The sequence below is a fragment of the Glycocaulis albus genome, from assembly GCF_014639075.1.
GTDB lineage: Bacteria > Pseudomonadota > Alphaproteobacteria > Caulobacterales > Maricaulaceae > Glycocaulis > Glycocaulis albus.
Genome location: NZ_BMFS01000006.1, coordinates 100,643 through 126,629 on the forward strand (window position 1 = coordinate 100,643; position 25,987 = coordinate 126,629).

The 25,987-nt window shown below is 64.0% G+C and carries 26 protein-coding genes; 16 read left to right on the top strand and 10 right to left on the bottom strand.

What is annotated here, in order from left to right; translation table 11 throughout:
* Positions 1-4: 4 nt before the first annotated feature.
* From eda to zwf, 4 genes are read right to left on the bottom strand one after another with little or no spacing between them, the layout of a single operon-like run.
* Complete coding sequence (gene eda, locus IEV75_RS07890) at positions 5-643, bottom strand: bifunctional 4-hydroxy-2-oxoglutarate aldolase/2-dehydro-3-deoxy-phosphogluconate aldolase (RefSeq protein WP_188452016.1); 639 nt, start codon at positions 641-643, stop codon at positions 5-7.
* Positions 640-2,505 (bottom strand): phosphogluconate dehydratase, encoded by a 1,866-nt coding sequence (edd, locus tag IEV75_RS07895; protein WP_188452017.1) that lies wholly within the window; start codon positions 2,503-2,505, stop codon positions 640-642. Before edd ends, eda begins: the two co-directional genes overlap by 4 nt.
* Positions 2,506-2,534: 29 nt before the next feature.
* Positions 2,535-3,254 (bottom strand): 6-phosphogluconolactonase, encoded by a 720-nt coding sequence (pgl, locus tag IEV75_RS07900; protein WP_188452018.1) that lies wholly within the window; start codon positions 3,252-3,254, stop codon positions 2,535-2,537.
* Positions 3,238-4,701: a glucose-6-phosphate dehydrogenase gene (gene zwf / locus IEV75_RS07905; RefSeq protein WP_188452019.1), complete on the bottom strand. Its 1,464-nt coding sequence runs from the start codon at positions 4,699-4,701 to the stop codon at positions 3,238-3,240. The genes pgl and zwf overlap by 17 nt, the downstream gene beginning before the upstream one ends.
* 738 nt (positions 4,702-5,439) lie before the next feature.
* Here zwf and IEV75_RS07910 point away from each other — a divergent pair.
* From IEV75_RS07910 to IEV75_RS07965, 12 genes are all read left to right on the top strand, one after another.
* Complete coding sequence (locus IEV75_RS07910; RefSeq protein ID WP_188452020.1) at positions 5,440-5,841, top strand: BlaI/MecI/CopY family transcriptional regulator; 402 nt, start codon at positions 5,440-5,442, stop codon at positions 5,839-5,841.
* The gene (locus IEV75_RS07915) at positions 5,838-6,800 is read left to right on the top strand and encodes a M56 family metallopeptidase (RefSeq protein ID WP_188452021.1); all 963 of its coding nucleotides are present in this window, start codon (positions 5,838-5,840) and stop codon (positions 6,798-6,800) included. The genes IEV75_RS07910 and IEV75_RS07915 overlap by 4 nt, the downstream gene beginning before the upstream one ends.
* A 78-nt stretch (positions 6,801-6,878) precedes the next feature.
* The gene (locus IEV75_RS07920; protein WP_188452022.1) at positions 6,879-8,051 is read left to right on the top strand and encodes a TolC family protein; all 1,173 of its coding nucleotides are present in this window, start codon (positions 6,879-6,881) and stop codon (positions 8,049-8,051) included.
* Positions 8,048-9,673, top strand: coding sequence for an efflux RND transporter periplasmic adaptor subunit (locus IEV75_RS13960; RefSeq protein ID WP_188452023.1), 1,626 nt, complete (start codon positions 8,048-8,050; stop codon positions 9,671-9,673). Before IEV75_RS07920 ends, IEV75_RS13960 begins: the two co-directional genes overlap by 4 nt.
* A gap of 12 nt (positions 9,674-9,685) precedes the next feature.
* Positions 9,686-12,829, top strand: coding sequence for an efflux RND transporter permease subunit (locus IEV75_RS07930; RefSeq protein WP_188452024.1), 3,144 nt, complete (start codon positions 9,686-9,688; stop codon positions 12,827-12,829).
* Positions 12,830-12,833: 4 nt separating this feature from the next.
* Positions 12,834-13,871 (top strand): DUF8832 domain-containing protein, encoded by a 1,038-nt coding sequence (locus tag IEV75_RS07935; RefSeq protein WP_188452025.1) that lies wholly within the window; start codon positions 12,834-12,836, stop codon positions 13,869-13,871.
* Between the two features lie 19 nt (positions 13,872-13,890).
* The gene (locus IEV75_RS07940; RefSeq protein ID WP_188452026.1) at positions 13,891-14,241 is read left to right on the top strand and encodes a DUF3147 family protein; all 351 of its coding nucleotides are present in this window, start codon (positions 13,891-13,893) and stop codon (positions 14,239-14,241) included.
* A 221-nt stretch (positions 14,242-14,462) separates the two neighbouring features.
* The gene (gene dusA / locus IEV75_RS07945; protein ID WP_188452027.1) at positions 14,463-15,452 is read left to right on the top strand and encodes a tRNA dihydrouridine(20/20a) synthase DusA; all 990 of its coding nucleotides are present in this window, start codon (positions 14,463-14,465) and stop codon (positions 15,450-15,452) included.
* A complete protein-coding gene (locus IEV75_RS07950) occupies positions 15,452-16,264 on the top strand; it encodes a sulfite exporter TauE/SafE family protein (protein WP_188452028.1) in 813 nt (270 codons plus the stop codon). The genes dusA and IEV75_RS07950 overlap by 1 nt, the downstream gene beginning before the upstream one ends.
* Positions 16,265-16,282: 18 nt before the next feature.
* Complete coding sequence (locus tag IEV75_RS07955) at positions 16,283-16,567, top strand: helix-turn-helix domain-containing protein (protein ID WP_217978985.1); 285 nt, start codon at positions 16,283-16,285, stop codon at positions 16,565-16,567.
* Positions 16,568-16,570: 3 nt separating this feature from the next.
* Positions 16,571-17,347, top strand: coding sequence for a crotonase/enoyl-CoA hydratase family protein (locus IEV75_RS07960; RefSeq protein WP_188452029.1), 777 nt, complete (start codon positions 16,571-16,573; stop codon positions 17,345-17,347).
* A complete protein-coding gene (locus tag IEV75_RS07965) occupies positions 17,344-18,558 on the top strand; it encodes a TIGR03862 family flavoprotein (RefSeq protein ID WP_188452030.1) in 1,215 nt (404 codons plus the stop codon). Before IEV75_RS07960 ends, IEV75_RS07965 begins: the two co-directional genes overlap by 4 nt.
* A 247-nt stretch (positions 18,559-18,805) precedes the next feature.
* Here IEV75_RS07965 and IEV75_RS07970 read toward each other — a convergent pair whose 3' ends face one another.
* The 4 genes from IEV75_RS07970 to IEV75_RS07985 are packed head-to-tail and all read right to left on the bottom strand — an operon-like array spanning position 18,806 to position 21,116.
* On the bottom strand, positions 18,806-19,678 hold the full coding sequence (locus IEV75_RS07970) for an SDR family oxidoreductase (RefSeq protein ID WP_188452031.1): 873 nt from the start codon (positions 19,676-19,678) through the stop codon (positions 18,806-18,808).
* 42 nt (positions 19,679-19,720) lie between these two features.
* Positions 19,721-20,512 carry a signal peptidase I gene (lepB, locus tag IEV75_RS07975; protein WP_233351796.1) on the bottom strand — a complete coding sequence of 264 codons (792 nt, stop codon included), beginning with the start codon at positions 20,510-20,512 and terminating at the stop codon, positions 19,721-19,723.
* Entirely contained in the window at positions 20,509-20,838 is a 330-nt protein-coding gene (locus tag IEV75_RS07980; RefSeq protein WP_188452032.1) for a YbjQ family protein, read from the bottom strand. Before IEV75_RS07980 ends, lepB begins: the two co-directional genes overlap by 4 nt.
* On the bottom strand, positions 20,835-21,116 hold the full coding sequence (locus tag IEV75_RS07985) for a hypothetical protein (RefSeq protein ID WP_188452033.1): 282 nt from the start codon (positions 21,114-21,116) through the stop codon (positions 20,835-20,837). The genes IEV75_RS07980 and IEV75_RS07985 overlap by 4 nt, the downstream gene beginning before the upstream one ends.
* Positions 21,117-21,199: 83 nt before the next feature.
* Here IEV75_RS07985 and IEV75_RS07990 point away from each other — a divergent pair, with 83 nt between their 5' ends.
* The gene (locus IEV75_RS07990; RefSeq protein ID WP_188452034.1) at positions 21,200-21,583 is read left to right on the top strand and encodes a DUF4870 family protein; all 384 of its coding nucleotides are present in this window, start codon (positions 21,200-21,202) and stop codon (positions 21,581-21,583) included.
* On the opposite strand, the gene IEV75_RS13965 is transcribed toward IEV75_RS07990, so the two are convergent.
* The gene (locus IEV75_RS13965) at positions 21,580-21,708 is read right to left on the bottom strand and encodes a hypothetical protein (protein WP_267905770.1); all 129 of its coding nucleotides are present in this window, start codon (positions 21,706-21,708) and stop codon (positions 21,580-21,582) included. The two genes, IEV75_RS07990 and IEV75_RS13965, sit on opposite strands and share 4 nt — an antisense overlap.
* A 352-nt stretch (positions 21,709-22,060) precedes the next feature.
* A complete protein-coding gene (locus tag IEV75_RS07995; protein ID WP_188452035.1) occupies positions 22,061-23,845 on the bottom strand; it encodes an acyl-CoA dehydrogenase in 1,785 nt (594 codons plus the stop codon).
* A gap of 247 nt (positions 23,846-24,092) precedes the next feature.
* On the opposite strand from IEV75_RS07995, the gene IEV75_RS08000 reads away from it, so the two are divergent.
* From IEV75_RS08000 to IEV75_RS08010, 3 genes are read left to right on the top strand one after another with little or no spacing between them, the layout of a single operon-like run.
* Positions 24,093-24,689 carry a YceI family protein gene (locus IEV75_RS08000; RefSeq protein WP_188452036.1) on the top strand — a complete coding sequence of 199 codons (597 nt, stop codon included), beginning with the start codon at positions 24,093-24,095 and terminating at the stop codon, positions 24,687-24,689.
* A 6-nt stretch (positions 24,690-24,695) separates the two neighbouring features.
* Positions 24,696-25,280, top strand: a complete 585-nt coding sequence (locus IEV75_RS08005) for a cytochrome b (protein ID WP_188452037.1) — start codon at positions 24,696-24,698, stop codon at positions 25,278-25,280.
* Between the two features lie 35 nt (positions 25,281-25,315).
* Entirely contained in the window at positions 25,316-25,861 is a 546-nt protein-coding gene (locus tag IEV75_RS08010; RefSeq protein ID WP_188452038.1) for a YceI family protein, read from the top strand.
* The last annotated feature ends 126 nt before the right edge of the window (positions 25,862-25,987 follow it).

The following is a 25,987-nucleotide window of genomic DNA, read 5'->3' on the forward strand; positions in this document are numbered from 1 at the left end:
CCCCTTACCGTCCCTTCATGGCCTCGGCGGCGCGGGCATTCGCCGTGATGGCGGTCCAGTTGCCGGCATCAATATCGCCGGGGCTGGCGATCCAGGACCCCCCCACGCACACGACATTCGTCAGGGCCAGATAGTCAGGCGCCTTCTCCCGGCTGATCGAGCCGGTCGGACAGAAGCGGATATCGGGCAGGGGACCCTCCAGCGCCTTCAGATACGCGATGCCGCCTGCGGGCTCTGCGGGAAAGAATTTCAGCACCTCAAAGCCTTGTGCCTGCGAGGCCATCGCCTCGCCCGCTGTGGCAACGCCCGGCAGGCAGGCGAGCCCGGTCGCCAGCATCGCCTCCCCCAGCTCCGGCGTCAGGCCGGGGCTGACGAGGAAGGACGCGCCCGCCTCGGCCGATGCCCGCGCCTGCTCCGGTGTGCGGATTGTGCCCATGCCGACGATCAGCTCCGGAGCCGCGTCCTGCATGGCCTTCATGGCGTCCAGCGCCACATCGGTGCGCAAGGTCAGCTCGATGACCTTCAGCCCGCCCGCGGCCAGAGCCATTGCCAGCGGCGCGGCGTCTTCCAGCCGCTTTACGGCCAGCACCGGAATAACGCTTGCCGCATCGATAAGGGCGTCCAGAGAGGGCGGGGTGTTCATGCGACAGTCTCCGTGACGGGCCTGGGCGAGGCAGGCTCGCACAGGCCGGGAATGGACAATGCGCCTTCCTCGGCGCTGCTGGCGATCTGGCGGAAGCCGGCGAACAGTTCGCGTCCGAGTCCGCGATGGCTCGCTGTCAGATCGCAAATGGCGGCCGCGCGCGCTGCAAGTTCGTCCGGCTGGACATCCACCGACAGCACACCCGTATCGGCACAGACCGTAATCACATCGCCATCGCGCACACGGGCTATCGGGCCGCCGTCCAGCGCTTCCGGGCAGACATGGATGGCGGCCAGCACCTTGCCGGATGCGCCCGACATGCGCCCGTCGGTAACCAGCGCCACCTTGAAGCCCCGGTCCTGCAGGACACCCAGGGTTGGCGTCAGCTTGTGCAGCTCCGGCATGCCATTGGCCTTCGGTCCCTGAAAGCGGATCACGGCGACGAAGTCGCGCTCCAGCCTGCCTGCCTTGAAGGCGGCGAGAAGATCGTCCTGGGTGTCGAAAACGACAGCAGGCGCGCTGACCCGGCGGTGCTCCGGCTTGACGGCGGAGACCTTCACCACGGCCCGTCCCAGCGTCCCGGCCACCACCCGCAGCCCGCCATCGGGGGCAATCGGGTCACTGGCGGGGCGCAGTACATCGCGGTCAAGGCTTTCCGCCGGTGCGTCGCGCCAGACCAGCGTCTCACCCTCGAGGAAGGGCTCGCGTGCGAAATCGGCAAGGCTGTCAGCACCTGGCGTCATGACATCGCCGTGCAGCAGGCCAGCCTGTAGAAGCTCGCGGACCAGAAAGCCCATCCCGCCTGCCGCGTGGAAATGGTTCACGTCGGCTGGACCGTTCGGATAGATTTTCGTCAGCAGCGGCGTGACATGGGAAATGTCTTCAAAATCGTCCCAGTTGATGATGAGGCCCGCCGCCCGCGCGATCGCAACGAGATGTATGGTGTGATTGGTGGAGCCCCCGGTCGCGTTCAGCCCCACAATGGCGTTGATGATCGCGCGCGCGTCGATGGCCTCGCCGATGGGCCGGTAGTCCTGCCCCAGCGCGGTGATTTTCGCTGCGCGCCTTGCGGTGGCCTTTACCATGGCCTCGCGCAGGGGCGTGCCCGGATTGATGAAGGCAGAGCCTGGCAGGTGCAGTCCCATCAGCTCCATCATCATCTGGTTGGAGTTGGCGGTGCCGTAGAAAGTGCAGGTGCCGGGGCTGTGATAGCTGGCGCTTTCAGCGTCCAGCAGCTGGTCGCGTCCGGCCTTGCCTTCGGCGTATAGCTGGCGGATGCGCGCCTTCTCGGTGTTGGGCAGGCCCGAGCGCATCGGCCCGGCGGGCAGAAACAGCACGGGCAGGTGGCCAAAACGCAGCGCGCCGATCAGCAGGCCCGGCACGATCTTGTCGCATACGCCAAGGCAGATCGCTGCATCGAACATGTCGTGAGACAGCGAGACAGCGGTCGCCATGGCGATGACGTCGCGCGAGAAGAGCGATAGCTCCATCCCGGCCTGGCCCTGGGTAACGCCGTCGCACATGGCGGGCACGCCGCCGGCAATCTGGGCGGTTGCACCGGCTTCACGCGCCGCGGCCTTGATAATGTCGGGGTAGGCACCCAGTGGCTGATGCGCCGACAGCATGTCGTTATAGGCGGTCACGATGGCGATGTTCGGCCAGACCAGCGATTTCAGCTTTTCCTTGTCCTCGCCCGATGCGGCAAATCCGTGAGCAAGATTGCCACACGACAGGATCTTGCGTTGCGGCCCGTCCTTGCGGGCCTCGGCAATGAGGGAGAGATAGGCCGCACGCGTGCTGCGGCTGCGCGCCTCGATGCGGGCGGTCACTTCCTCGATAACAGGATGGAGCGGGGCGGGCATTGGCTTTGGCCTTCGGGCGTTGCGTCGCGTCAGGGCGACCAGAATATCTGCAGGTCGAGTGAGGGGTGGTTCAGCAGCGCGCGCACCGGCATGTCCCGGGCAGGGCCGGGTAGGCGCGCCTTTTCCAGTGCGGCGCGCTTGGCGCTGCCCCGGATGAGCAGGGCGCAGAGTTTTACCCCTTCGAGTGCGCGCAGGGTCAGAGTGATGCGCTCGGTCAGCGGACCTGTGACCGGGCTTGGCCGGGCCGAAATGGCTGCGCAGAGACTGCCGTCCGCTGACAGCGCATCCTCCAGCCCGTCCGCGCGGGGAAACCATGACAGGGTATGGCCATCATCACCCATGCCGAGTATCGCGCAATCGGCCGGCCAGTTGAGGGCCGACAGCCGGGCCTCACCAGCCTGCAGGCCGTCGGCGGGGCGTGCTCCGGGGCTTTTGAGCTCCGTGAAGGCCGCGTCGGCGGCGTTGCCGGTCAGCAGCGTGCGGCGGATGAAATCGGCATTGGATCCCTCTTCGCCCGCCGCCACCCAGCGCTCGTCGGCCAGCACGACATCGATACGTGCCCAGTCGAGATTGGTAACCGAAAGGCGGCGGTAAACGGGTTCAGGCGTTGAGCCGCCCGATACGATCACGCTGGCCCGGCGGCGCGTTGCCAGCGCGCCGCGCAATGTTTGCGCTACTGCATCTGCCAGAGCGCTGGCCGCTGCGTCGCTGTTTTCGAAGGGTTCGAAACGGTCAGGCATGATCGCCATCGAACCATTCGCGCTCGTCCCGGCTCAGCAGTAATGCGCCTTGCGAGGGACCGTCCGTGCCGGCGGCATAGCTGTGCACGGGGCTTGCCCCCTCGGTCCAGGCACGGATGACCGCATCGGTCCAGCGCCAGGCCGCCTCCACCTCGTCGCGGCGCATGAAAAGGGCCAGATTGCCCCGTACCACCGCCATCAGCAGGCGCTCATAGGCGTCCGGATAGTCAGCCTCGAATGCGTCGGCATAGCTCAGATTGAGCGGTACATAGCGCAGGCGCATCCCGCCAGGGCCCGGATCCTTCGTCATCATCATCAGCTTGACCCCCTCATCGGGCTGCAGGCGTATGACGAGGCGATTGGGCTGCAGGACACCGGCATCGGCGCGGATAATGTCATGCGGCACCGGCTTGAACTGGACGATGATCTCCGAGCGGCGCTTGGCCATGCGCTTTCCGGTACGCAGGTAGAAGGGCACGCCCGCCCAGCGCCAGTTATCAATGCTGGCCCGGATGGCGGTGAAGGTCTCTGTTTTCGACGGCTGACCGAGCTCGTCGGTATAGCCGGGTACGGGAGAGCCATCGATCATCCCGGCGCCATACTGTCCGCGGACGAGGCATTTGCCGGCATCTTCGGCGCGGATCAGGCGCAAGGCACGCAGCACTTTCAGCTTCTCGGTGCGAACCGCATCACCCTCCAGGCTGAGCGGCGGCTCCATGGCCACTAGGCACAGAAGCTGCAGCAAATGGTTCTGCACCATGTCGCGCAATGCGCCGGCCCGGTCGTAATAGTCTGCGCGCTCACCGGCGCCGAGGGTCTCGGCGACAGTGATCTGTACATGGTCGATACCGCCTGCATTCCACACCGGTTCCAGCAGCATGTTGGCAAAGCGCAGCACCAGAAGGTTCTGGACGGTCTCCTTGCCGAGATAATGATCGATACGGAAGATCGACGCCTCGTCAAACACCGCGCCAACCGCTTCATTGATGTGGCGGGCCGAATGGAAGTCATGACCGATCGGCTTTTCCAGTACGATGCGGCTGGCCGGTGTGTTCAGTGCGTGCTTGCCAATCGCGGCACACACCGGGCCGTAAACCGAAGGCGGCAGGGCGAGGTAGAAAAGGCGGATTTTCGCCTCATCGCCTTTGAGCGCATCGCGGATGACCTGCCATCCGCCGCTTTCGCCGTGTGCATCGATAGCGGTGTAGGTCACGCGCTTTGAAAATGCGGCCCAGGCCTTGTCCTTCTTGTCCCCGTTCACAAATTCGCTGGCCCGCACCAGGTATTCCGCCGTGCTCATATCCTCGCGCGCAGCCGCGATGATCCGGGAGTTTTCCGGTATCTGTCCGTCGCACCAGCGGTGAAAAAGGGCAGGCAGAATCTTGCGCCGGGCCAGATCGCCGGTCGCGCCGAAAATGACCATGTCAAAGGCTTCAACCGGGACGAGTTCTGCCATCGATTCGCGTCAAATCCCTGTATGGGGCGGTGTTCGTATTGTGCTGTAGCAGCATACTGGACCAAGCTGTGCCGATTGGGGAAGACTGCCTTGGGCCGCAAATTTATGCAACCGGTGTCATTTTCAATAATACAAGGAAAATGACCTTTTTATAGCGTCGCTCCTGCGCTTGATGCCGCAGGCGCGGGCGGACCCGCGCCGGGTCAGACTCCCTGGCGGGCTGACAGATGGCGTATCTGATGTCCGGGCAGGGAGGGCGATGGCTAGCGCAAGGCGTGCCGGTTTGCCCTTTTTCGCACCTGGCCTACATGGCTGGCATGAGCACGCCCGCGAAATTGGGCTGGCCGGAAATGGGCCGTATCAGCCCGTCTGTCCACTAACGCGTTTGTTGACGTCAGTGGCTCTAAAAATATCCAATAAAATCATAGTGATATGAGCGTTGGCGGCACTGTCGACTCAGCCGCGGCACGGTAAAAGAATACGCAAAACAACAGCATAGCGTGAAATGGTGCCGCGCCTTTTATCTCGCCCTCGTGCAATTGGGCTTCTGTTGTTTGTCTGATTGCGTGCGAACCGGTTGGATCTGCGAGTGATTGTGACAGGCAGATGCCGGTCAGACATGAGGGGGTAGGTAGCGGACGATATGAGGCGACGCTGCTCACCTGAGCGCCTCCAGCCAAAACACCGATTGCCAGTCGGTCTTTTTCAGCATAAGCAGAAGGTGCAGGGAGTTGTGTCATGTCGTGTTCGGAGCTGAAGCTGGGCGATCTGGAGATCGCGGTGCTGGAAGACATCTGGCATGCAGGCCAGGGCGAGGCACGCGGCGTCCATGCGCGCGTCGGTGCCGTACGCGGCAATTCACTGCAGACCATACAATCCACACTCGAACGGCTTCACAGAAAAGGTCTTCTGGCCCGTGAGCGGGTCAGCCATGCCTTTGTGTATACCCCGACGGGAAGCCGCGAAGCGGTGCTGGCGCGCCTAATTGAGGAGTCGCTGAGCCGGTTCAGTTCCGGGCAGGAGGGCGGCTTGATGGCCGCCTTTGCCGGTTATGCTTCACAGGCAGACCCGAGCCTTCTGGATGAGCTTGAGGCGTTGATCGAGCATCACAAGCGCCGGATTGGCGGAGACCCGTCATGACAGGAGGCGAGGCGATTATCGTGCTGTCCGCCGGCCTGGGTATCTTCGCGGTCTCGACAGCCGGACTGACTTTTGCCGCACCGGGTCTGATCCGCGCGATCAGACGGGTCCAGCCGGCTCTACGCGCCAGCTTTGTCCTGACGCTTGCAGCGGCGCCTTATGTGCTGGGGGCGTTTGTCGCTCTCGGGGTCGTGTTCTTCCCGCATGCTGTGGCGCTGGAGCTCACGCCTGTCCACCGCCATGACAGCCTGTCTGGCTGGGCGGGCCATGGCGCGCTCACAGGCCCCGGCATCAGTGCCTGGACAATGGTGCTGATCGCGGTTTTGCTCCTGCTGCGGATCGGACAGGCGTCAATTGCAGCAATTGTCGAAACACAGCGTCTAAAGCGGACGCTGGAGCGTGTTTCGATCCGGCGCGATAACGTCGTGCGCAGGATCGCTTCCGATCAACCGCTCGCACTGGCTGTCGGGGTGCTAAGACCGGCTATCTATCTGAGTGACGCAGTCGCAGACAGGGCCGGGGCGGAAGGCAGTGCTATCATCGAGGCGCATGAACGGGCTCATCTGGCGCGCGGAGACCTTGCCGCGCGCTTTGTCCTTGAGGTCCTGTGCAGCCTGTTCCCTGACACAGCCAAAGCGCATTTGCGCCAGGCGCTGGTGCTGGCTCAGGAGCAGGCGTGTGACAGGGCTGTGGCGCTTCACCATGCGCCCATCCGGATCGCCGAAACGCTGGTTCGTATGGAACGTGTCCACGCCAACGCTTGTGCATTGTCGGCGCAGTTTCAGGATGCAGATATCACGCTACGCGTGCGGGCTCTGCTCGAGCCGGACTTCGAGGCCCCTGCGCGCTCAATCGCAAGGGCAAGTGCATCGGGCGGAGTGTTGCTCTTCGCGGCCTTTTTGGCGCTGGAGCCCCTTCACCACAAAATTGAATCCCTGTTTCTCACGCTTGGAGGCTAGACCATGCCTTCCTCTCTCCGTTTTGTTGCATCCAAAAAACCGATAGCGGCTCGGTGTTTGGCGGTCTTGATCTGCTCAATGACGCTGCCGGCAATCGCAGGCGCGCAAGTGCTGACGGCCGACGAAGCCGTCCGGCTGGCGCTGGAAAACGCACCAAACCGTGTCTTTATCGATGCGCCTTCGCAAATGGCCGAAGGCGCGGTTATCTCGGCGGAGACCTGGCGCAACCCTGTGCTCTCGGTCGAGCGTGAAGGCGAGCGGGGATTTGGCGGAGACCGCGTAGAGACCACCGTGTCGCTGGAGCGCGCCTTCGACTTCTCGGGCCGCCGTTCATTACATGCCGATGGAGCGCGTGCAGACCTGGTGGCGGCCCGGGCGCAGGGTTTTGTGACCCAGGCGGACTTGCAGGCCGATACGCTTGGCGCCTTCTATGGCGTCCTGGCTGCTCAGGCAGAGCTGGAGGCCGCAGAACGGCTGCGCGAGCAGTTCGTGAGCCTTGAGGCAGCCACACTGCAGCGTGTCGAGGCGGGGGATGCGTCGCGGTTTGAACTGGAACGCGTGCGCCAGGAGACCCTTGTCTTGCCGGGTTTCGTCTCGGAAGCGCAGCTCAACATGCAAGGCGCACGCGATGAACTTTTCATCGCGACCGGATCGGAACGGGCGCTATCCGCTCGTATAGAGGGCGATCTGTTACCCGGCACCGAGGGCTTGGCCACGCTCGGCGGGGCTAACATCCCGGCCCGGCTCGCCGTCCTCGAGGCCGGGGTGGAAGCAGCTGCCGCCAGGGAGACTGCGGCGTCGCGACTGGCACCGGAGGTCAATCTCGGCCTGGGTGTTCGCCACGCAGAGGGCATGGGAGCGGAAACCGGGGTGGTCGTCAGCGCCAGCCTGCCTTTGCCATTGTTTGACCGAAACCAGGGCGAACGCCTCGCCCGCGCCGCCGATGCCCGGCTGGCCGAGGCCCGACTGCGGCGCGAGCAACGCCGGATTGAGGCCGAAGCGGGCGCTTTGCGCCGCCGTGCCGCGGTGCTCCATCAGACCGCAACAGATTACGAGGCCGATGCTCTGGTGTCCGCACGCGAGATGCAGCGGATCGCTCTTGTGTCCTACCAGTCTGGTGAAATCAGCGTGCTCGAAGCCATCGACGCCCTGCGTGCGGCCTTTGATGCCGAAACGCGGGCGATATCCCTCAAATTCCGGGCGCGTCAGGCTGAGATTGCGCTTAATGCCCTGCTTGCGGAGACCGAATGATGCGCCTTGACCTGATACTGACCGCATTGCTGATAGCCGGGTTTCTGGCTGCGTGCTCTGGCGCGGACGATCATGGCCATGATCATGGAGACGGCGGGCATTCCCACGGCACGGACAGCCATGACCACGGCGCAGATAGCCATAATCACGGGGAAGATGAGCATGATCATGGTGACGATGAACATGCCCATGGCGGTGGAGTTGTCGTCACCGACTTTACCGAACTGACGGAGCTTTTCGTAGAGTTTCCGCCGTTCGCGGTTGACCGTGACTCACCATTTGCAGCGCATTTCACGCGGCTGGCCGATTTCACCCCGATAGGCGAGGGGCAGGCGACTGTCCGTCTGGCGGGCGGTGGAGCTCCGGAAGAAACCTTCACCGCCGGACCATCTCCCGTCCGGGGTATTTTCCGTCCGGTCGTCCGGCCTCGCCATGCTGTGATCCGCGACGTGAGCGTGATCCTCCAGTCGGGCGATCTGGTTTCGGTCCACCAGCTTGGGCGTTATGAGGTCTTCACCACAGCGCTAGCGGCTGACGCCTCCTTGCCTGCTGACGAGACCGGCGGCGATCTCATACCCTTTTCCAAGGAACAGCAATGGCAGGTGGATTTTGCCACCGCCGAGGTGCGTGAGGGCGTGCTGTTCCGCTCCATTCGCGCATCTGCGGCTCTGGAGCCTGCCCCAGGCGGTGATGCCCGGGTAACGGCGCAAACCGCTGGCATAGTGCTCTCCTCCGGTGCGGGCTTTCCCCAGATCGGTGACCTGGTAGAAAGCGGCGAGGTTATCGCCATGATTGCGCCGGCACTGGCGGGTGAACGGGACGCTCCGGGGCTGCTGGCGGACCGTGACGGCGCCCGTGCCGCTTTCAATGTTGCCCGCGCCGAGTACGAGAGAGACTCCGCACTTTTCGAGGCAGGGGCCGTGGCGCGCAACCGGGTGGAGCAGGCCGAGGCCAGCCTTCAGACAGAGCGTGCTCGCCTGAATGCAGCGCAGGCCCGGCTCGATGGAACCGGAGGCGAAAGCGGCGTCGCCATCAGAGCGCCGGTCTCAGGCCGCATCGCCCGCATGGATGTGGGTCCTGGCAGCTATGTCGAGGCGGGGGAACCGCTTTTCCGGATTGTTGACCTCTCCCGCATCCGGCTGGTGGCTCAGCTCGCCGAGATCGATGCTCCACGCCTTGGGCAACCGCAAGGCGCGTGGTTCACGCTGCCGGGAGACAGCCGGAGCCATGATCTCGCCGACTACGCCGCCCGGCTGGTGGCAGCCGGTGGTGCGGTTGACCCCGTACGCCGCACCGTGCCGGTCATTTTCGAGTTTGAAAACACGGCCGGTTTTGCCGCCGGCACACTGGTCAATGCGCGGGTGCGGACGGCTGACCGCTTTGAGGGCGCTATTATCCCCGTCAGCGCCATCGTCGACGAGGCAGGCCAGAGTGTCGTCTTTGTGATGGCCGATGGAGAGAACTGGCGCCGCCAGCCGGTACGGATATCCGTTCGGGACGGCGATCTCGTCGGCGTGTCGTCAGGCCTCGAGCCCGGCGAGCGCGTGGTGACTGAAGGCGCCTACCTTGTCCATCTGGCCGCCAGTGGACCGGCGGAAGCCGGTCACGGCCATGCGCACTGAACCGGAGCGAGCATGATACACCAGACCATTCGCTTCTCGCTCCTGAACCGGGCCTTTGTGCTTATGGGCGGTCTGGCGCTTCTGGCGTGGGGCGCCTGGGAAGCGACGCGCATGCCTGTGGATGTTTTCCCGGACCTGACGGCGCCCACCGTAACGGTCGTTGCTGAAGCGCACGGCATGGCGCCGGAAGAGGTTGAAACGCTGATTACCCTGCCAATCGAGACGGCCCTGAATGGCGCGTCGGGCATACGCCGCGTGCGGTCATCCACATCGGTCGGCAGCGCCATCATCTGGGCCGACTTCGAGTGGGGCACGGATATCTACCTGGCCCGCCAGATTGTGGCGGAGAAACTACAGCTTGTGCGCGACACCTTGCCGCCCGGCGTGCCTGCGCCCGTACTGGCGCCGGTGTCCTCCATCATGGGCGAGGTGATGTTTATCGCGCTCGGATCAGACCAGCATAGCGAGATGGAAATCCGCACTGCGGCCGACTGGACGTTACGAAGGCGGCTGCTCGCGGTTCCGGGCGTTGCTCAGGTCATCCCCATTGGCGGCGAAGTGCGCCAATACCAGGTTGATGTGCGCCCCGAGCGTCTCGCGGCCTATGGCATCACCTTTGAAGAGGTGATGACCGCTGTCGCCCGGACCAACGCCAACTCCTCGGCCGGTTTCGTTTCGCAAGGCGGTCAGGAATACCTGATCCGCGGTGTCGGCCGGGTCGGGTCGCTTGAGGACATAGCCACAACGGCGGTCCGGCAGGTTCAGGGCGTACCAGTGCTGGTCCGGGATCTGGCCGAGTTGCGCATGGGCGCGGCGATCACGCGCGGCACAGGTTCGCAGAATGGCAACCCGGCGGTCGTTATCGGTATCCAGAAGCAGACGGACACGAACACACTTACACTTACCGAAGAGCTGGACCGGGTTATCGGGGAGGTCGAGGCCGGACTGCCCGAGGGGATGTTCATCGAGACCAATCTGTTCCGGCAGGCCAACTTTATCGAGGTCGCGGTTGAAAATGTCCTCCATGCGTTGAGGGACGGAGCAATCCTCGTCGTGGTGATCGTGTTTGCCTTCCTGATGAGCGGGCGGGCGACGCTCATCTCGCTTCTGGCCATTCCGCTTTCGCTGGTGGTGACGATCCTGACCCTGCGCTGGCTGGGTTTCAGCATCAACACGATGACCCTCGGCGGCATGGCCATCGCGCTCGGCGCGCTCGTCGATGACGCGATCATCGTGGTCGAGAACGTGGTGCGGCGTTTGCGCGTCAACCGCTCAAGCCCGGCACCGCAGCCCGTATTGAAAGTCGTCGAAGACGCTACGCGGGAAATTCAAGGGTCGATTGTCTTTGCCACCCTGATCATCATGCTGGTCTTCCTGCCGCTCTTTTTCCTTTCCGGGGTTGAGGGCCGCCTGCTTCAGCCTCTGGGGCTCGCCTATGTAATCGCGCTGGCAGCATCTCTGCTGGTGGCCGTCACGGTGACGCCGGCGCTGGCAGCCGTTCTCATGCCAGCCTCGCGTACGATCCGCACTGATCGCGAACCGTGGCTGGCCCGCATGGTGCACGCAGCTTACCGTCCCGTGCTCAATATCACTCTTGCGCACTGGGCCATTCTTGGCGGGCTTTCGCTCGTCGCGCTTGCAGCGTCGCTTGCCCTTCTGGCGACGGCGGGGCGAGCCTTTCTGCCTGACTTTAACGAGGGCAGCCTGACGGTCAGTGCGGTTACGCTGCCGGGCACTTCGCTAGAACAGTCCAACGAGTTGGGCGCCATGGTGGAGCGGATACTGCTGGACCAGCCGGAAGTCGTGGCTACCGCCCGCCGGACCGGGCGGGCCGAGCTCGATGAGCACGCCCAGGCGGTCAGCGCCTCGGAGATTGAAGTGACGCTGGAAATGGGAGATCGCTCAAGGGAGGATTTCCTGGAAGACCTGCGCCGGTCGCTCGGCGCGCTGCCCGGGATGAATGTGACTATAGGCCAGCCGATCTCGCACCGGATCGATCACATGCTGTCCGGCACACGGGCGAGTATCGCTGTGAAACTGTTCGGGCCTGATCTCTATGAATTACGCAGGATCGCAGAACAGGTCCGCGCGCAGATGGAAACGGTTGAAGGTGTGGTTGACCTCTCGATCGAGCAGCAGGCCGATATCCCGGTGCTCACGGTTGATTTTGACCGCGATGCCATAGCCCGGCATGGACTGCATGTTCAGGATGTCGCAGAAGCGGTCGAGGCGGCCTTCGCCGGAGTGGAGGTTAGCCAGGTTCTCGAAGATGGCGCGGCCTACGGTCTTGTTGTGCGTTACGCCGCCGAAAACCGCCAGGACCTCGATGCTGTTCGCGACACGCGCTTCATCACGCCTGCGGGTGGCGAAGTTCCGCTGCGCGCGCTGGCAGACATACGCCGTGACCGGGGCCCCAACACCATCAGCCGTGAGAACGTACAGCGCAAGATTGTCGTCATGTCCAATGTGGCAGGCCGTGACCTGCTCAGCGTTGTAGGCGACATTCAGACCAACATTGCTGCCAATATCGATCTCCCGCCGGGTTACTACATCGAGTATGGCGGACAGTTTGAAAGCGCGAATGAAGCCACGGCGCGCCTGTCAGTGCTTTCGGTTGCCGTGATCGTCGGCGTCTTCCTGTTGTTGTACATGGCGTTCAGCTCGGCACGGGATGCAACGCTGGTCATGGCAAACCTGCCTTTTGCGCTGATTGGCGGGGTGATTGGTGTGTTCGCAGCCGGAGGGGTGTTGTCGGTGGCGTCCATCATCGGCTTCATCACCCTGTTCGGCATCGCCACGCGTAACGGCGTGATGATGGTGTCCCACATCCGTCACCTCACACTCAGCGGAGAAGCCGCAACGTTCGAGGAAGCGGTGCGGCGCGGTGCCATGGAGCGCCTGGTGCCAATCCTGATGACAGCGCTCGCCACGGCCCTGGCCCTCGTCCCGCTTGCGCTGCGAGGCGGCGAGCCCGGCAGCGAGATACAAGCCCCCATGGCGGTTGTGATCCTGTTCGGTCTGGTGTCCTCCACCCTGCTCAACATGATCGTGCTGCCCGCACTCTATTTACGTTTCGGCGCGGTACGACATCACGGCGGCGGCCGGCGTGAAGCCGAGCCTGCTGCGATGCCTGTTCCCGCCCCTTCAAGGAGTTGAACCCATGCGTCTTTCCCTCGTCAGCCTCGCCGCGCTCAGTGCGGCCCTTTTCGCCGTTCCCGCGTTCGCCCAGGAGCACGGCCATGATCATGGCGATCACGGCCACCAGCATCACGATCACGGCCACGCCCATGACGACCATGGACATGATCACGGCGACCACGGACATGATCATGGCGACCACGCCCACACCGACGACGCCGACCAGCAACCCGGTGGTCTGCGTCTGACCGCCGAAGCCGCTGGCGAGCTGGCCGCCGGTCAGGACGCAACTCTCACTCTCCAGCTGTCAGGCCCTGACGGCGCACCGGTCGCCGGTTCTGATTTCGCCCCGACCCACGGCCGGCTGGTCCACGTGCTGATCGTTGATGAAGGCCTTGAGGACTTCCATCACCTGCATATCGAACCGGACGCCGAGGGCCGCGCCACACTCAGCTTTACACCGGCGCACCCGCGCATCTACCGCGTCTGGGTGGATGGCCAATTGTCGGAACCGCTCGATTCACCGGCCGCGACCGAAGGCCATAGCCATGGCGGCGGCCATGATCATGCCCATGACCCTCAGGCCGACGATCACCACGCCGGACACGGGGAGGACGCGCACGCCCATGACGCGGGCGCTGTTCGCGCCACTGACTGGGTGCGCGTGGGCGATGAGGCAGCGCCTTACATCATTCCGGCTGACATCCTGACGGCTCAGGCCGGCGGCCTCTCCTTCACGCTTGCCCCGCAAGCGTCCATCCGCGCCGGCATGGCAAACGTCATGACGCTGTCAGTGGCAGATGCCGAGGGCGCGCCGGTCACGGCACTCCAGCCCCATCTGGGTGCATTTGCGCACATTGTCGGCTTCAACGCCGGCGCTTCACAGATGGCGCATGCGCATCCGTCTGGCGCCGAACCGGTGACGGATGAGGCCTTCGCCGGTCCGGACCTTACCTTCGAGATCGGCTTTGACGAGCCGGGCGTCCACAGACTTTTCGTTGAGGTGCGTCATCAGGGTGAGGTGATACTCTCGTCCTTCACCGTGGTGGTGCGCGAGTAACAGGCAGGAGGGCAGGCGGGTGCTTTATCTCGCGGTCAAGGCGATCATCTCCGCAGTGATCATCGTTGCGGTCTCTGAGCTGGCCAAGCGCAGTCCTGCGATGGCGGCTTTGCTCGCCTCGCTTCCGCTTGTCTCGGTGCTGGGCATGATCTGGCTATGGCGCGATGTACCAGACCCTGAGCGGATCGCCGCACATGCCGAGGCTACGTTCTGGTACGTGCTGCCGAGCCTGCCGATGTTTCTTCTCGTCCCGGCACTGATCCGGCGCGGTGTGGACTTTTATCCCGCATTGGGCGCCGGGCTTGTCCTGACCGTGTCGCTCTACCTGCTCACGGCTGCCATTGTGTCGAGGTTTGGCGTTCAGCTTTAAACGGCCGAGGCGTGGAACGGGCCGTCGGTAAGCTTTGGCTTGCATATTGCCCCTTACACCGTATCTGCACTCTCCATGAGCCGGACGGTCGCCTCATGATCGTAGCCAGGGCGTGTGCTCCCTGTGTGCAGAGCGTGATCGAACCCTGGCGAAATGCGTCGCGTTACGTCGTAAACTCGAGTGCACACGCCATTAATCAACGCATTGAGTGCAAATAGAAAATGCAATTAAATCAATCACATAAATTCTGTATTGCGCCCATGATGGACTGGACGGACCGGCATTGCCGGGCCTTTCACCGCGTCATGTCGCGCCGCGCGCTGCTCTATACCGAGATGGCAGTCGATCAGGCCGTCATTCATGGCGATGCGAAGCGCCTCATCGGGTTTGACCCTTCAGAGCACCCGGTCGCGATACAGCTCGGCGGCAGTGATCCGGCCTTGCTGACACAGGCAGCGCGCATCGCGGAAGATTTCGGCTATGCGGAAGTGAATCTCAATGTCGGCTGCCCGTCTGACCGGGTGCAGTCGGGCACGTTCGGAGCCTGCCTGATGCGCGAGCCGCAACTGGTGGCTGACTGCCTGGCCGCCATGCGCGAGGCGGTCTCGGTGCCGGTAACGGTGAAACACCGGCTCGGCGTGGATGAGCAGGACCCGGAAGAGGCGCTTTTTGCCTTCGTCGAGACAGTAGCGCAAAGCGGTGTGACCACGTTTATCGTTCATGCCCGAAAGGCGTGGCTGAAAGGTCTGTCGCCGAAGGAAAACCGGGATATTCCGCCGCTGGATTACGAGATCGTGCGGCGCCTGAAAGCGGCGCGCCCCGATCTGGAAATCATCCTGAATGGCGGGCTGGCAGATATCGCGCATGCGAAAGCCGAGATGACCGGGTTGGACGGCGTGATGCTGGGCCGTGCCGCGTATCACACGCCCTTCATTCTCTCGCGTGTGGACAGCGTCTTCTTTGGAGAGGCGGACCCGTATGATGATCCGTTCGCGGTCGTCGAGGCCTACCGGCCTTACGTCAAAAGCCAGTTGGGGAAGGGTGTGCGCCTGCACGCCATCACACGCCACATGCTGGGCCAGTTCACAGGCATGCCGGGCGCGCGGCGCTGGCGGCAGATATTGTCGACAGAGGCCAATCGCGACGGCGCGGGCTGGCATGTGGTGGAACGGGCGCTCAGCGCCGTGAGGGAGGCGCGCGCGGCGGCCTGATGGAAACCTATATAGTCTACCTGCTTACCCTGCTGGCCGTGGGCGCGTTCGCCGGATTGATCGCGGGCCTTTTCGGCATTGGCGGCGGGGTCGTGATGGTCCCAGCCATGTACTACACGCTGGTTTTCCTCGGTTATCCCGAACACGCCATGCACGCGGCAGTGGGCACCTCGCTGAGCGTTATCGTCATCACGTCTGCGCGTTCCGTCATGGCGCACGCCAGGCGCGGCGCTGTGGATTTCGCCGTGCTGAAAAAATGGTGCCCGTGGATCGTGCTCGGCGCGCTGGCAGGCTCTGCCATAGCCGGCGCGATCCCGACGCGCGGGCTGGTCTTCATTTTTGCGCTGACCGCTCTGGTGCTATCGTTGCAATTCTTCTTCGGCCGGGCCGACTGGAAGCTCGGCGATGATCTGCCGGGTCAGCCCTTCCGGGCGCTGCTCGCGGGCACAATCGGCATACTGTCGGCCCTGATGGGCATTGGCGGCGGCGTGTTCGGCGTCACGCTGCTTAGCGTCTTTGGCCGCTCCATCCATGTGGCCGTGGCGACGGCGGCAGGCTTTGGCGTCGCCATAGGCTTCCCCGCGGCGCTGGGCTTCGTGATCACGGGCTGGAGCGTGGCGGATCGCGCGCCGTTTTCCCTAGGCTATGTCTCGCTCCCGGGCTTTGCGCTGCTGGCCATCACGGCGGTGTTTGTAACCCCGCTGGGGGCGAGCCTTGCCCACCGCCTCAACGCGGCGCGCCTGCGTCAGGCTTTCGCGGTGGGCCTCGCTCTCGTCGCCCTCAACATGCTCCGCTCGGCGGTGTGGGGGTAGATTGAAAGGGGTGCGGCATTGCCGTATACTGCTCTGATGATTGCCAATCACACCCCTGATCCCGACGCGCCGCTCTCGGATGAAGAGTTCGAGCGGGGCCGCGCGGCGGTGCTGGCCCGCAAGGCGCGGTTGGCGACGGGGCTTAGCCAGCCTGCATTCGCCGCGCGTTATGGCGTACCGGTGGCGAGCCTTCGCGATTGGGAGCAGGGCAGGCGCAAGCCCGATGCCGCTACGCGTAATTATCTGCGCGTGATCGCCTCCATGCCGGACGCGGTGGCGCGCGCGCTGGACGGCGCAGCTTGATCCATGGCTATCCGCTACGAGACCAGAGACCGCACCGCGATCATCACAATTGACCGTCCTGAACGGCGCAATGCGGTGGACGGCCCGACCGCGCAGGCGCTGGCCGATGCGTTCCGGCGGTTTGAGGCCGATGAAAGCGCGAATGTCGCCATCCTCACCGGCGCGGGCGGGACATTTTGCGCTGGCGCCGACCTGAAAGCGATTGCAGACGGCACACCCAACCGCACTGAGCCGGATGGCGACGCACCGATGGGCCCCAGCCGCATGATGCTCTCCAAGCCCGTTATCGCGGCCGTGGAGGGCCATGCGGTCGCGGGCGGGCTTGAGCTCGCCTTGTGGTGCGATATGCGCGTAGCGGCGAAGACGGCCGTTTTTGGCGTGTTCTGCCGGCGGTTCGGTGTGCCGCTGATCGATGGCGGGACGGTGCGCCTGCCGCGCCTGATCGGCCAGTCGCGCGCCCTGGACATGATCCTGACAGGCCGCCCCGTCGGCGCGGAGGAAGCCCACGCAATTGGTCTTGCCAACCGGCTGGCAGAGCCCGGCGAGGCGCTGGAGACTGCGCTGGCGCTGGCCCGTGAGATCGCCGCCTTCCCGCAAGCCTGCCTGCGTAACGACCGGATGAGCACGCTCACCCAGTGGAGCCTCACCGAGGAACAGGCCCTCGCTGCCGAGTTCGCATGGGGTGAGAAAACCCTCCAGAGCGGCGAGACGGTGGAGGGCGCCACACGCTTTTCAGACGGTGAAGGCCGGGGCGGGCGCTTCGACAAGCCTGAAGGATGAGCCAGCGCGTTGCCATTATCGGGGCGGGGCCTGCGGGCCTGATAGCCGCTGAAAAGCTGGCAGGCGAAGGCTTCGCCGTTGATGTGTATGAGCGCATGCCGAGCGTGGCGCGCAAGTTCCTGATGGCGGGCAGGGGCGGGCTGAATCTCACCCACTCCGAGCCGCTGGACACGTTTCTGCAGCGCTATGGCGCGGCAAGGGAGTGGCTGGAGCCGTCGATCTGCGCTTTCCCTCCGTCGGAGCTTGCCGCGTGGTGCGAAGGGCTGGGGCAGAAGACGTTCACCGGGTCCAGCGGGCGGGTGTTTCCAAAATCCATGAAAGCCTCCCCGCTTCTGCGCGCCTGGCTGGCCCGGCTGGACGGGCTGGGCGTCACCATCCACACCCGCCATGAGTGGCGCGGTTTTGACGATGCCGGGCGCCTTCTTGTTTCCGGACCGGAGGACGTTGAGCGGGCAATCGAGGCCGCTGCGGTGATCCTCGCCCTTGGCGGGGCCAGCTGGCCGCGTCTGGGGTCCAGGGGCGAGTGGACAGGCTGGCTTGCTGAGCGCGGGGTGGAGATCACGCCTTTTGCGCCCGCCAATGCAGGGTTCAATGCAGGCTGGTCTGATGTGTTCAAGGCGCGTTTTGCGGGGCAACCGCTGAAAGCCGCCAACTTCACCCATCAGGGCCGCATGATGCGCGGCGAGGCCATGATCACGGCCTATGGCATCGAAGGCGGGGCCATCTACGCGCTGAGCGCGTCTTTGCGCGCGGCGATCGAGGCTGAGGGAAGGGCCGAACTGGTGTTCGATCTGGCACCGGACATCGCCGGAGACGCGCTGGCGGCGCGCCTCGCCTCGGCCAGGCCCGGTCAGTCGCTTGCCAACACGCTGCGAAAGCAGGCCCGCCTGTCACCGCTCGCTGCCTCGCTCTTGCGCGAGGCGGGCGAGGTGCCGCGTGAACCGGAAAAGCTGGCCGCGCGGATCAAGGCCGTGCCGCTGAGCCTCACCGGCATGCAGGGGCTGGAGCGGGCGATCTCCAGCGCAGGCGGCATTGCCCGCAGCGCCGTTGACGGGAACTTCATGCTCAAGACCATGCCCGGCGTGTTCGCGGCGGGCGAAATGCTCGACTGGGAAGCACCTACAGGCGGCTATCTGTTGCAGGCGAGCTTTGCGACGGGAATCGCGGCGGCGAGGGGTGTGACGGAGTGGTTCGACGGGATGAAAGCCTGACCGGTTTGTCATCACCTGCTTTATGCGGGTGACCCATGCCTCTTTAGTTCCGCAACGCATCCCCCGGTCGTAGCCGGGGGCAGGCCGCGTTGCGATATTCCGCGAATACCCGCCTGCGCGGGCACAGGCAGTCGCGCTTTTCAGGCCGCACAACGGCCTGCAAGGCACCCGCTAGCCTTCATCTCCCAAGCATAGGTGGCCCGGATAAACCGGGCCATGACAACTGTTGGAAGTCGCGCCCGGAAACCTAATGCCCCAGCGGGATCGCCATGATCTTCACACCCGGCGGGGCGGGCGGATCGTCCGGCACAAAGAAATCGGGTAGCAATTCCACCCCCGGCTCGACCGAATACTGGTCGAGATCGGTGACGCCTTCGGAGACGAGGAAGCTGTCATCGATGAGGAAATGGCCGGTGAATTTCGCCGCCGGCTTGGTGAGAACCCGGTAGGCGGTCTCGGCGAGGATTTCCGGCTTGCGGCAGTTTTTGAACGCCTCTTCGCCCGCCAGCACATTGGCGATGGCGGCAGTGGCGATGGCGGTACGCGGCCAGATCGCATTGGCGGCAATTTTGCCCCGGAACTCCTGCGACCAGCCCAGAATGCACAGGCTCATGCCATACTTGGCGCTGGTATAGGCCACGTGCGGGCCGAACCATTTGGCGCGCATGTCCAGCGGCGGGGAGAGGGCGAGGATGTGCGGGTTCTCTGCCTTCTCCAGATAGGGCAGGCAGGCGCGCGTGACGATATAGGTGCCGCGCGCATTGACCTGGTGCATCAGATCCCAGCGCTTGGCGGGCGTGTCTTTCGTGGGCATCGGAAAGATGGCCGAGGCATTGTTGATGACAATGTCGATGCCGCCGAAACGCTCAGCCGTCGCTTTCACGGCGGCTTCGACGCTGTCTTCCTCGCGGATATCGCACTGAATGGGGAGGGCCTTGCCACCGGCGGCTTCTATGGCCGCGGCGGCGGTGTGGATCGTGCCTTCCAGCTTGGGGTGCGGATCAGCCGTCTTGGCCGCAATGGCGATATTGGCTCCGTCGCGCGCGCAGCGTGTCGCAATCGCCAGACCAATGCCCCGGCTGGCTCCGGTAATGAAGATGGTCTTGCCGCGCAGGCTCATCTGGCTCTCCTCCCTTTTCAGGCAGGGGAGCCTAGAGCGCAATTACAGTCCGCGGAAGACCCTCCAGGGCGGGCAGGTCAGCCCTTCCTCATTGCGGCAGCTGGCAAAGGTGAAGAGCACGGTGAAGGCACGGCCCACGATATTGTCGCGGTGCACATAGCCAAGCTGGGTGGCGACGCGGCTGTCTGCCGATGCGTCGCGATTGTCGCCCATCAGGAAATAGCTGTCACTGGGCACGCGGAAGGGTCCGGCATTGTCCAGCAGCGCACTGTCGGTGCGTTCATAGATGATGTGGCTGTTGCCATTGGGCAGCAGCTCCTCATAGACCGTCACCGCGACGATCTGCCCCTCGCGCGTGCGGTAGCGGATCACGTCCTGCTCCACGCGCTCGACGACATCGCCATTGATGATCAGGCGGCCGCCGCGCACCTCTATCGTGTCACCGGGAAGGCCGATCACACGCTTGATGATATTGATGCCCTGGCGCGGATCGCGCACCACCACAACCTCGCCCCGGTCCGGTCCGCCAAAATGCAGAAGGCGTCCGGTCCAGCTGTCCGGCAGGGCGTAGCCAATGCCCAGCGGCAGGGAATGGCGCGAATAGCCGTATGAGAATTTCGAGACCAGCACGCGGTCGCCGACCTGCAGGGCCGGCTGCATGCTCTCGGAGGGAATGTGGAAGGCGGCAAACCCGAATGTCACCAGCGCAAACCAGACGGCCGCCACACCGGCAAAGAAGCGGATCGTCTCGCCAAACTCCGACATGACGCGGCGGAAAAAGGCAGTCACCATGTTCTGCGAGCGAACTTCGCCGTCGCCGGAATGATCGGTCATGTCAGCTTCACTGCCGTCCCGTAGGCCAGGATCTCGGCAGCGCCTTCAGTGATGGTGGAAGTGGAAAAGCGGAAGGTGACGACGGCGTCGGCACCCAGCTCGGCGGCGTGCGCTATCATGCGCGCCATGGCCTGCTCGCGCGCCTGTGCCATGAGCTCGGTATACTCATTCACCTCGCCGCCGACCAGATTGCGAAGGCCGGCAACGAAGTCACGCCCGAAAAAGCGCGCGCGCACCACGCTGCCGCGCGCAATGCCCAGGACATCGCCCATCTGGCGGCCGGGCACGCTGTCTGACATGGTTACAATAATGGCGGGGCTGGTCATGGGGCTTCCTTGCCTGTCATTCGCGGCATTCGTGTGGCCACACGCCAGTAGAGCAGTGTGCAGCCCGCTGCAAGTAGGGCACACGGCAGCATCCAGACCAGTGATTGCGGATAGGCAAGGCCTTCGCCCGCGATCACGCGCACGATGCCCAGCACCACCAGGCCCAGCCCGCCAGCGGCGAGAAAGCCACGCTCCAGCCATCGGGCGAGGGCGCTGCCAGCTTGATTATCCGTACCAATCATGGGCTGAATATTGGCCGCGCCGCGCGCGACAACCAAGGCGAAACACCACTGCGCCTGCATTAAATTTGTAACAGTGTCGTTTCAGCGCCGCACGCCATGACAAGGAAGGGCCTCTCCCCATGACCGAAGAGCAGACCACACAAGCCGCCCCGCCACCGGCACCGGGCCCCAATGACACGGACCGCACCTTCGCGCTTGTCTGTTACATATTGCAGATACTCTCCGTGGTGACGGGCCTGACCGCCATCGTTGCGGTGATCCTGGCCTATGTGCGCATGACCGAGGCGCCGGAGTGGATAAAGAACCACTACGTCTATCAGATACGCACCTTCTGGTACGGGCTTGCCGGCATGATTATCGGCGTGCTGACCATCTGGCTGCTCGGCCTTGGCCTTCTGATCATGCTGGCGACGGCCATCTGGTTCATCGTGCGCGCGGTAGTGGGGCTGATCCGCCTGACGGAGGGACGCACCCACACCGATCCGCGCGATTTCTGGATCTAGGCGGCTAGCAGTTTGCCGGCAGTGGCAGCGGGGCCTATGCGCCGCGCTGCCCGTCCGGTACCGAGATACACGGCCAGCGCTGTCACGCCATAACATCCCGCTACGGCCAGCGGGATCAGGGTCATGCCCTTCCACCAGACCGGCGAGGTGCATGATACGGGCAGGCGAGAGGGAGGGGATAAAATTAGTCCGCCATCGGGCTGCCCTACACGCCGGCTGCGATGGCTGGAGTGCCAAGCCTGTCTTGCAGTGAGACACGGCCATGGGTCCCGGCTCGGGGGCCGGGACCCCGGTGGAGAGGTCTATGGTGAAGCTGCCAGAATTTTCCCGAACGGCGCCCCAATCCGGGGCCCCGGCCCCCGAGCCGGGGTCCATTCTTTCTGAATCCCGACTTGCGTCGGGGAAACGCAACTAAAGAGGCATGGGTCTCCCGCATAAAGCGGGGGATGACATGGAGGGGTCTGGGAGTTTAGCAGGTCACGCACTCTCCAGCATGGCAAGACCCGGCTCGAAAAGCGGGGCGGCGCCCATGCGGATTTCGCCCAGCAGGCCCGGCGCGGCGGCCAGCACCGTTTCGGCATAGATGCCCGCCAGCGCGATACGGTTCTCGGAGAAAGCCGCATCACCCTCGGCCTCTTTCAGGCGGCGCTGCGCGGCCACCGCGCCGACGCAAAGCAGCCAGCCGCCGGTGACCTCGCCGGTCAGCTTCAGGAAGGCGGTGGAGCCGGCCAGCCGGTCTTCCATGCCGGCCGATATCATCCAGCCTGTGGCCTCTTCCAGCGCATCGGCAGCGGGCTTCAGGCGCGCCGCCAGCTCGGGCAAAGCCGGGTTGGACGAGGTCTCGCAATCCTCGACCGTTTGGCGGATATCCTCGATCAGCTCGGCAAAGGCGAGCCCGCCCTCCATGGACAGCTTGCGGCCTGACAGATCGATCGCCTGAATGCCGTTCGTGCCCTCATAGATCGGGGCGATGCGCGCATCGCGGTAATGCTGGGCGGCGCCCGTCTCCTCGATAAAGCCCATCCCGCCATGGATCTGCACGCCAAGCGAGGCGATCTCGACACCGAGATCGGTCGACCAGGCCTTGGCAACGGGGATCAGCAATTCCTCGCGCCGGCGCGACCAGGCCGCTTCCTTCTCGTCGCCGTGGTGCTCGGCCAGATCGCCTTCCACCGCCGCGTGGAAGCATATCGCGCGCGCCGCTTCGATCTTCGCTTTCATCAGCCCCAGCGTGCGGCGCACATCAGGATGATCGATGATCGCGTGCGGGGCAGGGCCTTCGCCGCCCGGCGCGCGGCCCTGACGGCGCTCTTTTGCAAACTCAAACGCCTGCTGATAGGCGCGCTCGGCAATGCCGACGCCCTGCACGCCGACATTCAGGCGTGCCGAGTTCATCATGGTGAACATGGCGGCCATGCCGCGGTTTTCCTCGCCGATCAGCCAGCCGGTAGCGCCTGCATATTCCATTGTGCAGGTGGGAGAGCCGTGAATGCCCATCTTGTGTTCAAGGCCAATGGCTTTCACGCCATTGCGCTTGCCGGGATTACCGTTCTCATCGGGCAGGAATTTGGGCACCAGGAAGAGCGAGATGCCCTTGGTGCCGGCCGGGCTGTCTGGCGTGCGCGCCAGCACCAGATGGATGATGTTTTCCGCGCAGTCATGCTCGCCCCAGGTGATGTAGATTTTCTGTCCTGAAACCGCCCAGCTGCCATCGGCATTGGGTTCGGCTTTTGTGCGCAGCGCGCCGACATCAGAGCCGGCCTGCGGCTCGGTGAGGTTCATGGTGGCAGACCATTCACCCGAAATGATCTTGGGCAAATAGAGCGTGCGCTGCTCGTCAGAGCCATGGGCGATCAGCGCCTCGATGGCACCAAAGGAGAGCATCGGACCAAGGCCAAAGCTCATCGAGGCGCTCTGCAGCATCTCCATCAGCGCGCAGCCCAGCGCACGCGGCAGGCCCATCCCGCCATGCTCGGTGCCAAACTGCAGGCCCTGCCAGCCGCCCTCGACGAATTTGGCATAGGCCTCGGGGAAGCCGTCCGGGGTTTTCACCTCCCCGTCTTTCAGCGTGCAGCCCTGCTGGTCTGACGGCCAGTTCAGCGGCGCGATCACGTCATTGCACAGTTTTGCCGCCTCTTCGAGGATGGCGCCGGTCAGATCGCCGGAAAACTCCGGGAAAGCGCCGGTGGCGCGCACGCTGTCGAGCGCGGCGATTTCCTCAAGGCTGAAACGGATGTCGCGGACGGGCGCGCGATAGCTCATGGACGTGTCTCCCGGTTCAGGTTTTTGCGACAGGGAACATAGCGCGGCGCGCGCCGAACGCGAGGGCGAAGCTGCGCGGCATGGGGGCGCGGGAGCTGATTCCACCCAGTGCTGGGTTTTCCCGACGAAAGTCGGGACCCAGAAAGGGCTGGGCACCGGCTTACGCCGGTGAAACGAACAAGGGGGATCCATGACATCCCCGCCATCCGCCCTAGCTTTGCGTCAAGACTTGAAGGAGGCTTGTCCCATGCGTCTTGTGCTTGCTGCGATAACGCTGCTGCTAGCGTCCTGCGTTTCCGCGCCGGTGACGGATCCTGCCCGGCTGCCTGCGGGCGCGTGGGAGCTGGACGGCGAGCACACGAGCGTCACCTGGCAGGTGCGCCATCTGGGGCTCTCCTGGTACACGGCGCGCTTTGACGGCGTGCGCGCAAGCCTCGAGTTTGATCCTGTCCGCCCGGAAGACGCAGAACTGACCGCAATCGTGGACGCGGCCTCGGTCTCTACCGGTGATCCTGATTTTGACGAACTGTTGCGCGGCTCCGGCTGGCTGGATGCGGCTGACCATCCCGAAATTGTGTTCGTTTCCGAGAGGATAGTTGTAACAAGTGAGGTGACAGGCGAGGTGCACGGCCTGCTCACCCTGAAAGGGGTGACCCGTCCTGTCATAATGGAAACAGAGTTTTACGGCGGCGTCTTCAATCCGCTAGTCCGGCGTAACATGCTGGGATTTAGAGGCTATTTCGAGATCGACCGCACGCAGTTCGATATTGGCCGCTTGCCAGGTAATTTCATTGGCGACACGGTGCGCCTATCCATCGAGGCGGAATTTATCGCAAGGGATTAGGGCGTGATGACCACCACCACCGAAAAACCCCGCTACACGGCTGTCGCCATTGCGCTCCACTGGCTGATGGCGGTGATGCTGGTTGGCATGGTGTTCATGGGCTGGCGCATGGAGGACATGCGCGAAATGGCCCTGTCGGGCGATCTGTCCTTTGCCGAGGTGCAGGCCTATTACAACTGGCACAAGACGATCGGGATCAGCCTTCTGGTGCTGGCTCTGGCCCGGCTCGGCTGGCGGCTGACCCACAAGGTGCCGCCGCTGCCCGAGGGCATGAAGCCGTGGGAAGTCATAGCCGCGCGCGGCACGCATATCGCCTTTTACGCGGTCATGATCGCCGTGCCGGTGCTGGGCTGGCTGACGGCCTCGGCGACCAATTTCCCGAGCTATCTGGCCAATAATCCGGCGCTGGAACTGCCGCACCTGCCGGTGCCCAACGAGGCCTATGAACCGCTCGGCTCGATTCATGGCGCTGGCGGCTGGGTGATTTTTGCGCTGCTGGCCCTGCATGTGGGCGCGGCCCTTAAGCACCATTTCATCAACAGGGACGACGTGCTCACCCGCATGATCCCGTTTCTCAAACCCCGCGTATAAATATCAGAAAAACAACCGATAACGGAGACCTCCCCATGATCCGTGCATCCATCGCCGCTTTTGCCTTTGCCCTGACCGGCACTTTTCCCCTGTCGGCTCAGGACTGGGTGATTGACACAGCTGCGTCTGAAGTGACCGCCGAAACCCGCGTTTTCGGGCAGGCCGTGGCCGCCACATTCGCCGAGTTCTCTGCCGAGATCAGCTTCGATCCGGAAGATCTTGAAAACGCGCAGATTTCCGCGCGCGTCACAAGCGATACCGGCACTATCCCGAACCGTGAATACCAGTCGGCTCTGGTCAGCCGCGATGGCCTGCATGTGGCCGAATATTCCGAAGCGGTCTTTGTGTCCGAAGAGATTGTGGCCACTGATGAAGGCTATGAGGCCCGTGGCACGCTGACCATCAAGGGCGAGAGCCGCGGCGCCGTTCTGCCCTTCACTGTCGAGATCAATAATGGCCGCGCCGTGGCGCAAGGCAGTCTGGAGATCGTGCGGGCAGAGTTCGGCGTGGGCGGTTCCAGCTGGGCCGAAGTGGCACCCACCGTCACCGTGCGCCTGCATATCGAGGCAGACGCGGAGTAGGGTTCCAACAACTTGTCATTCCCCGGTGGCGCAGCCATCCGGGGAACCCATGCCTGCAAAGAGTGATCGGGCGGAAAGATTGAGGCATGGGTCCCCCGGACCTCGCGAACGCTCGGCCGGAGGATG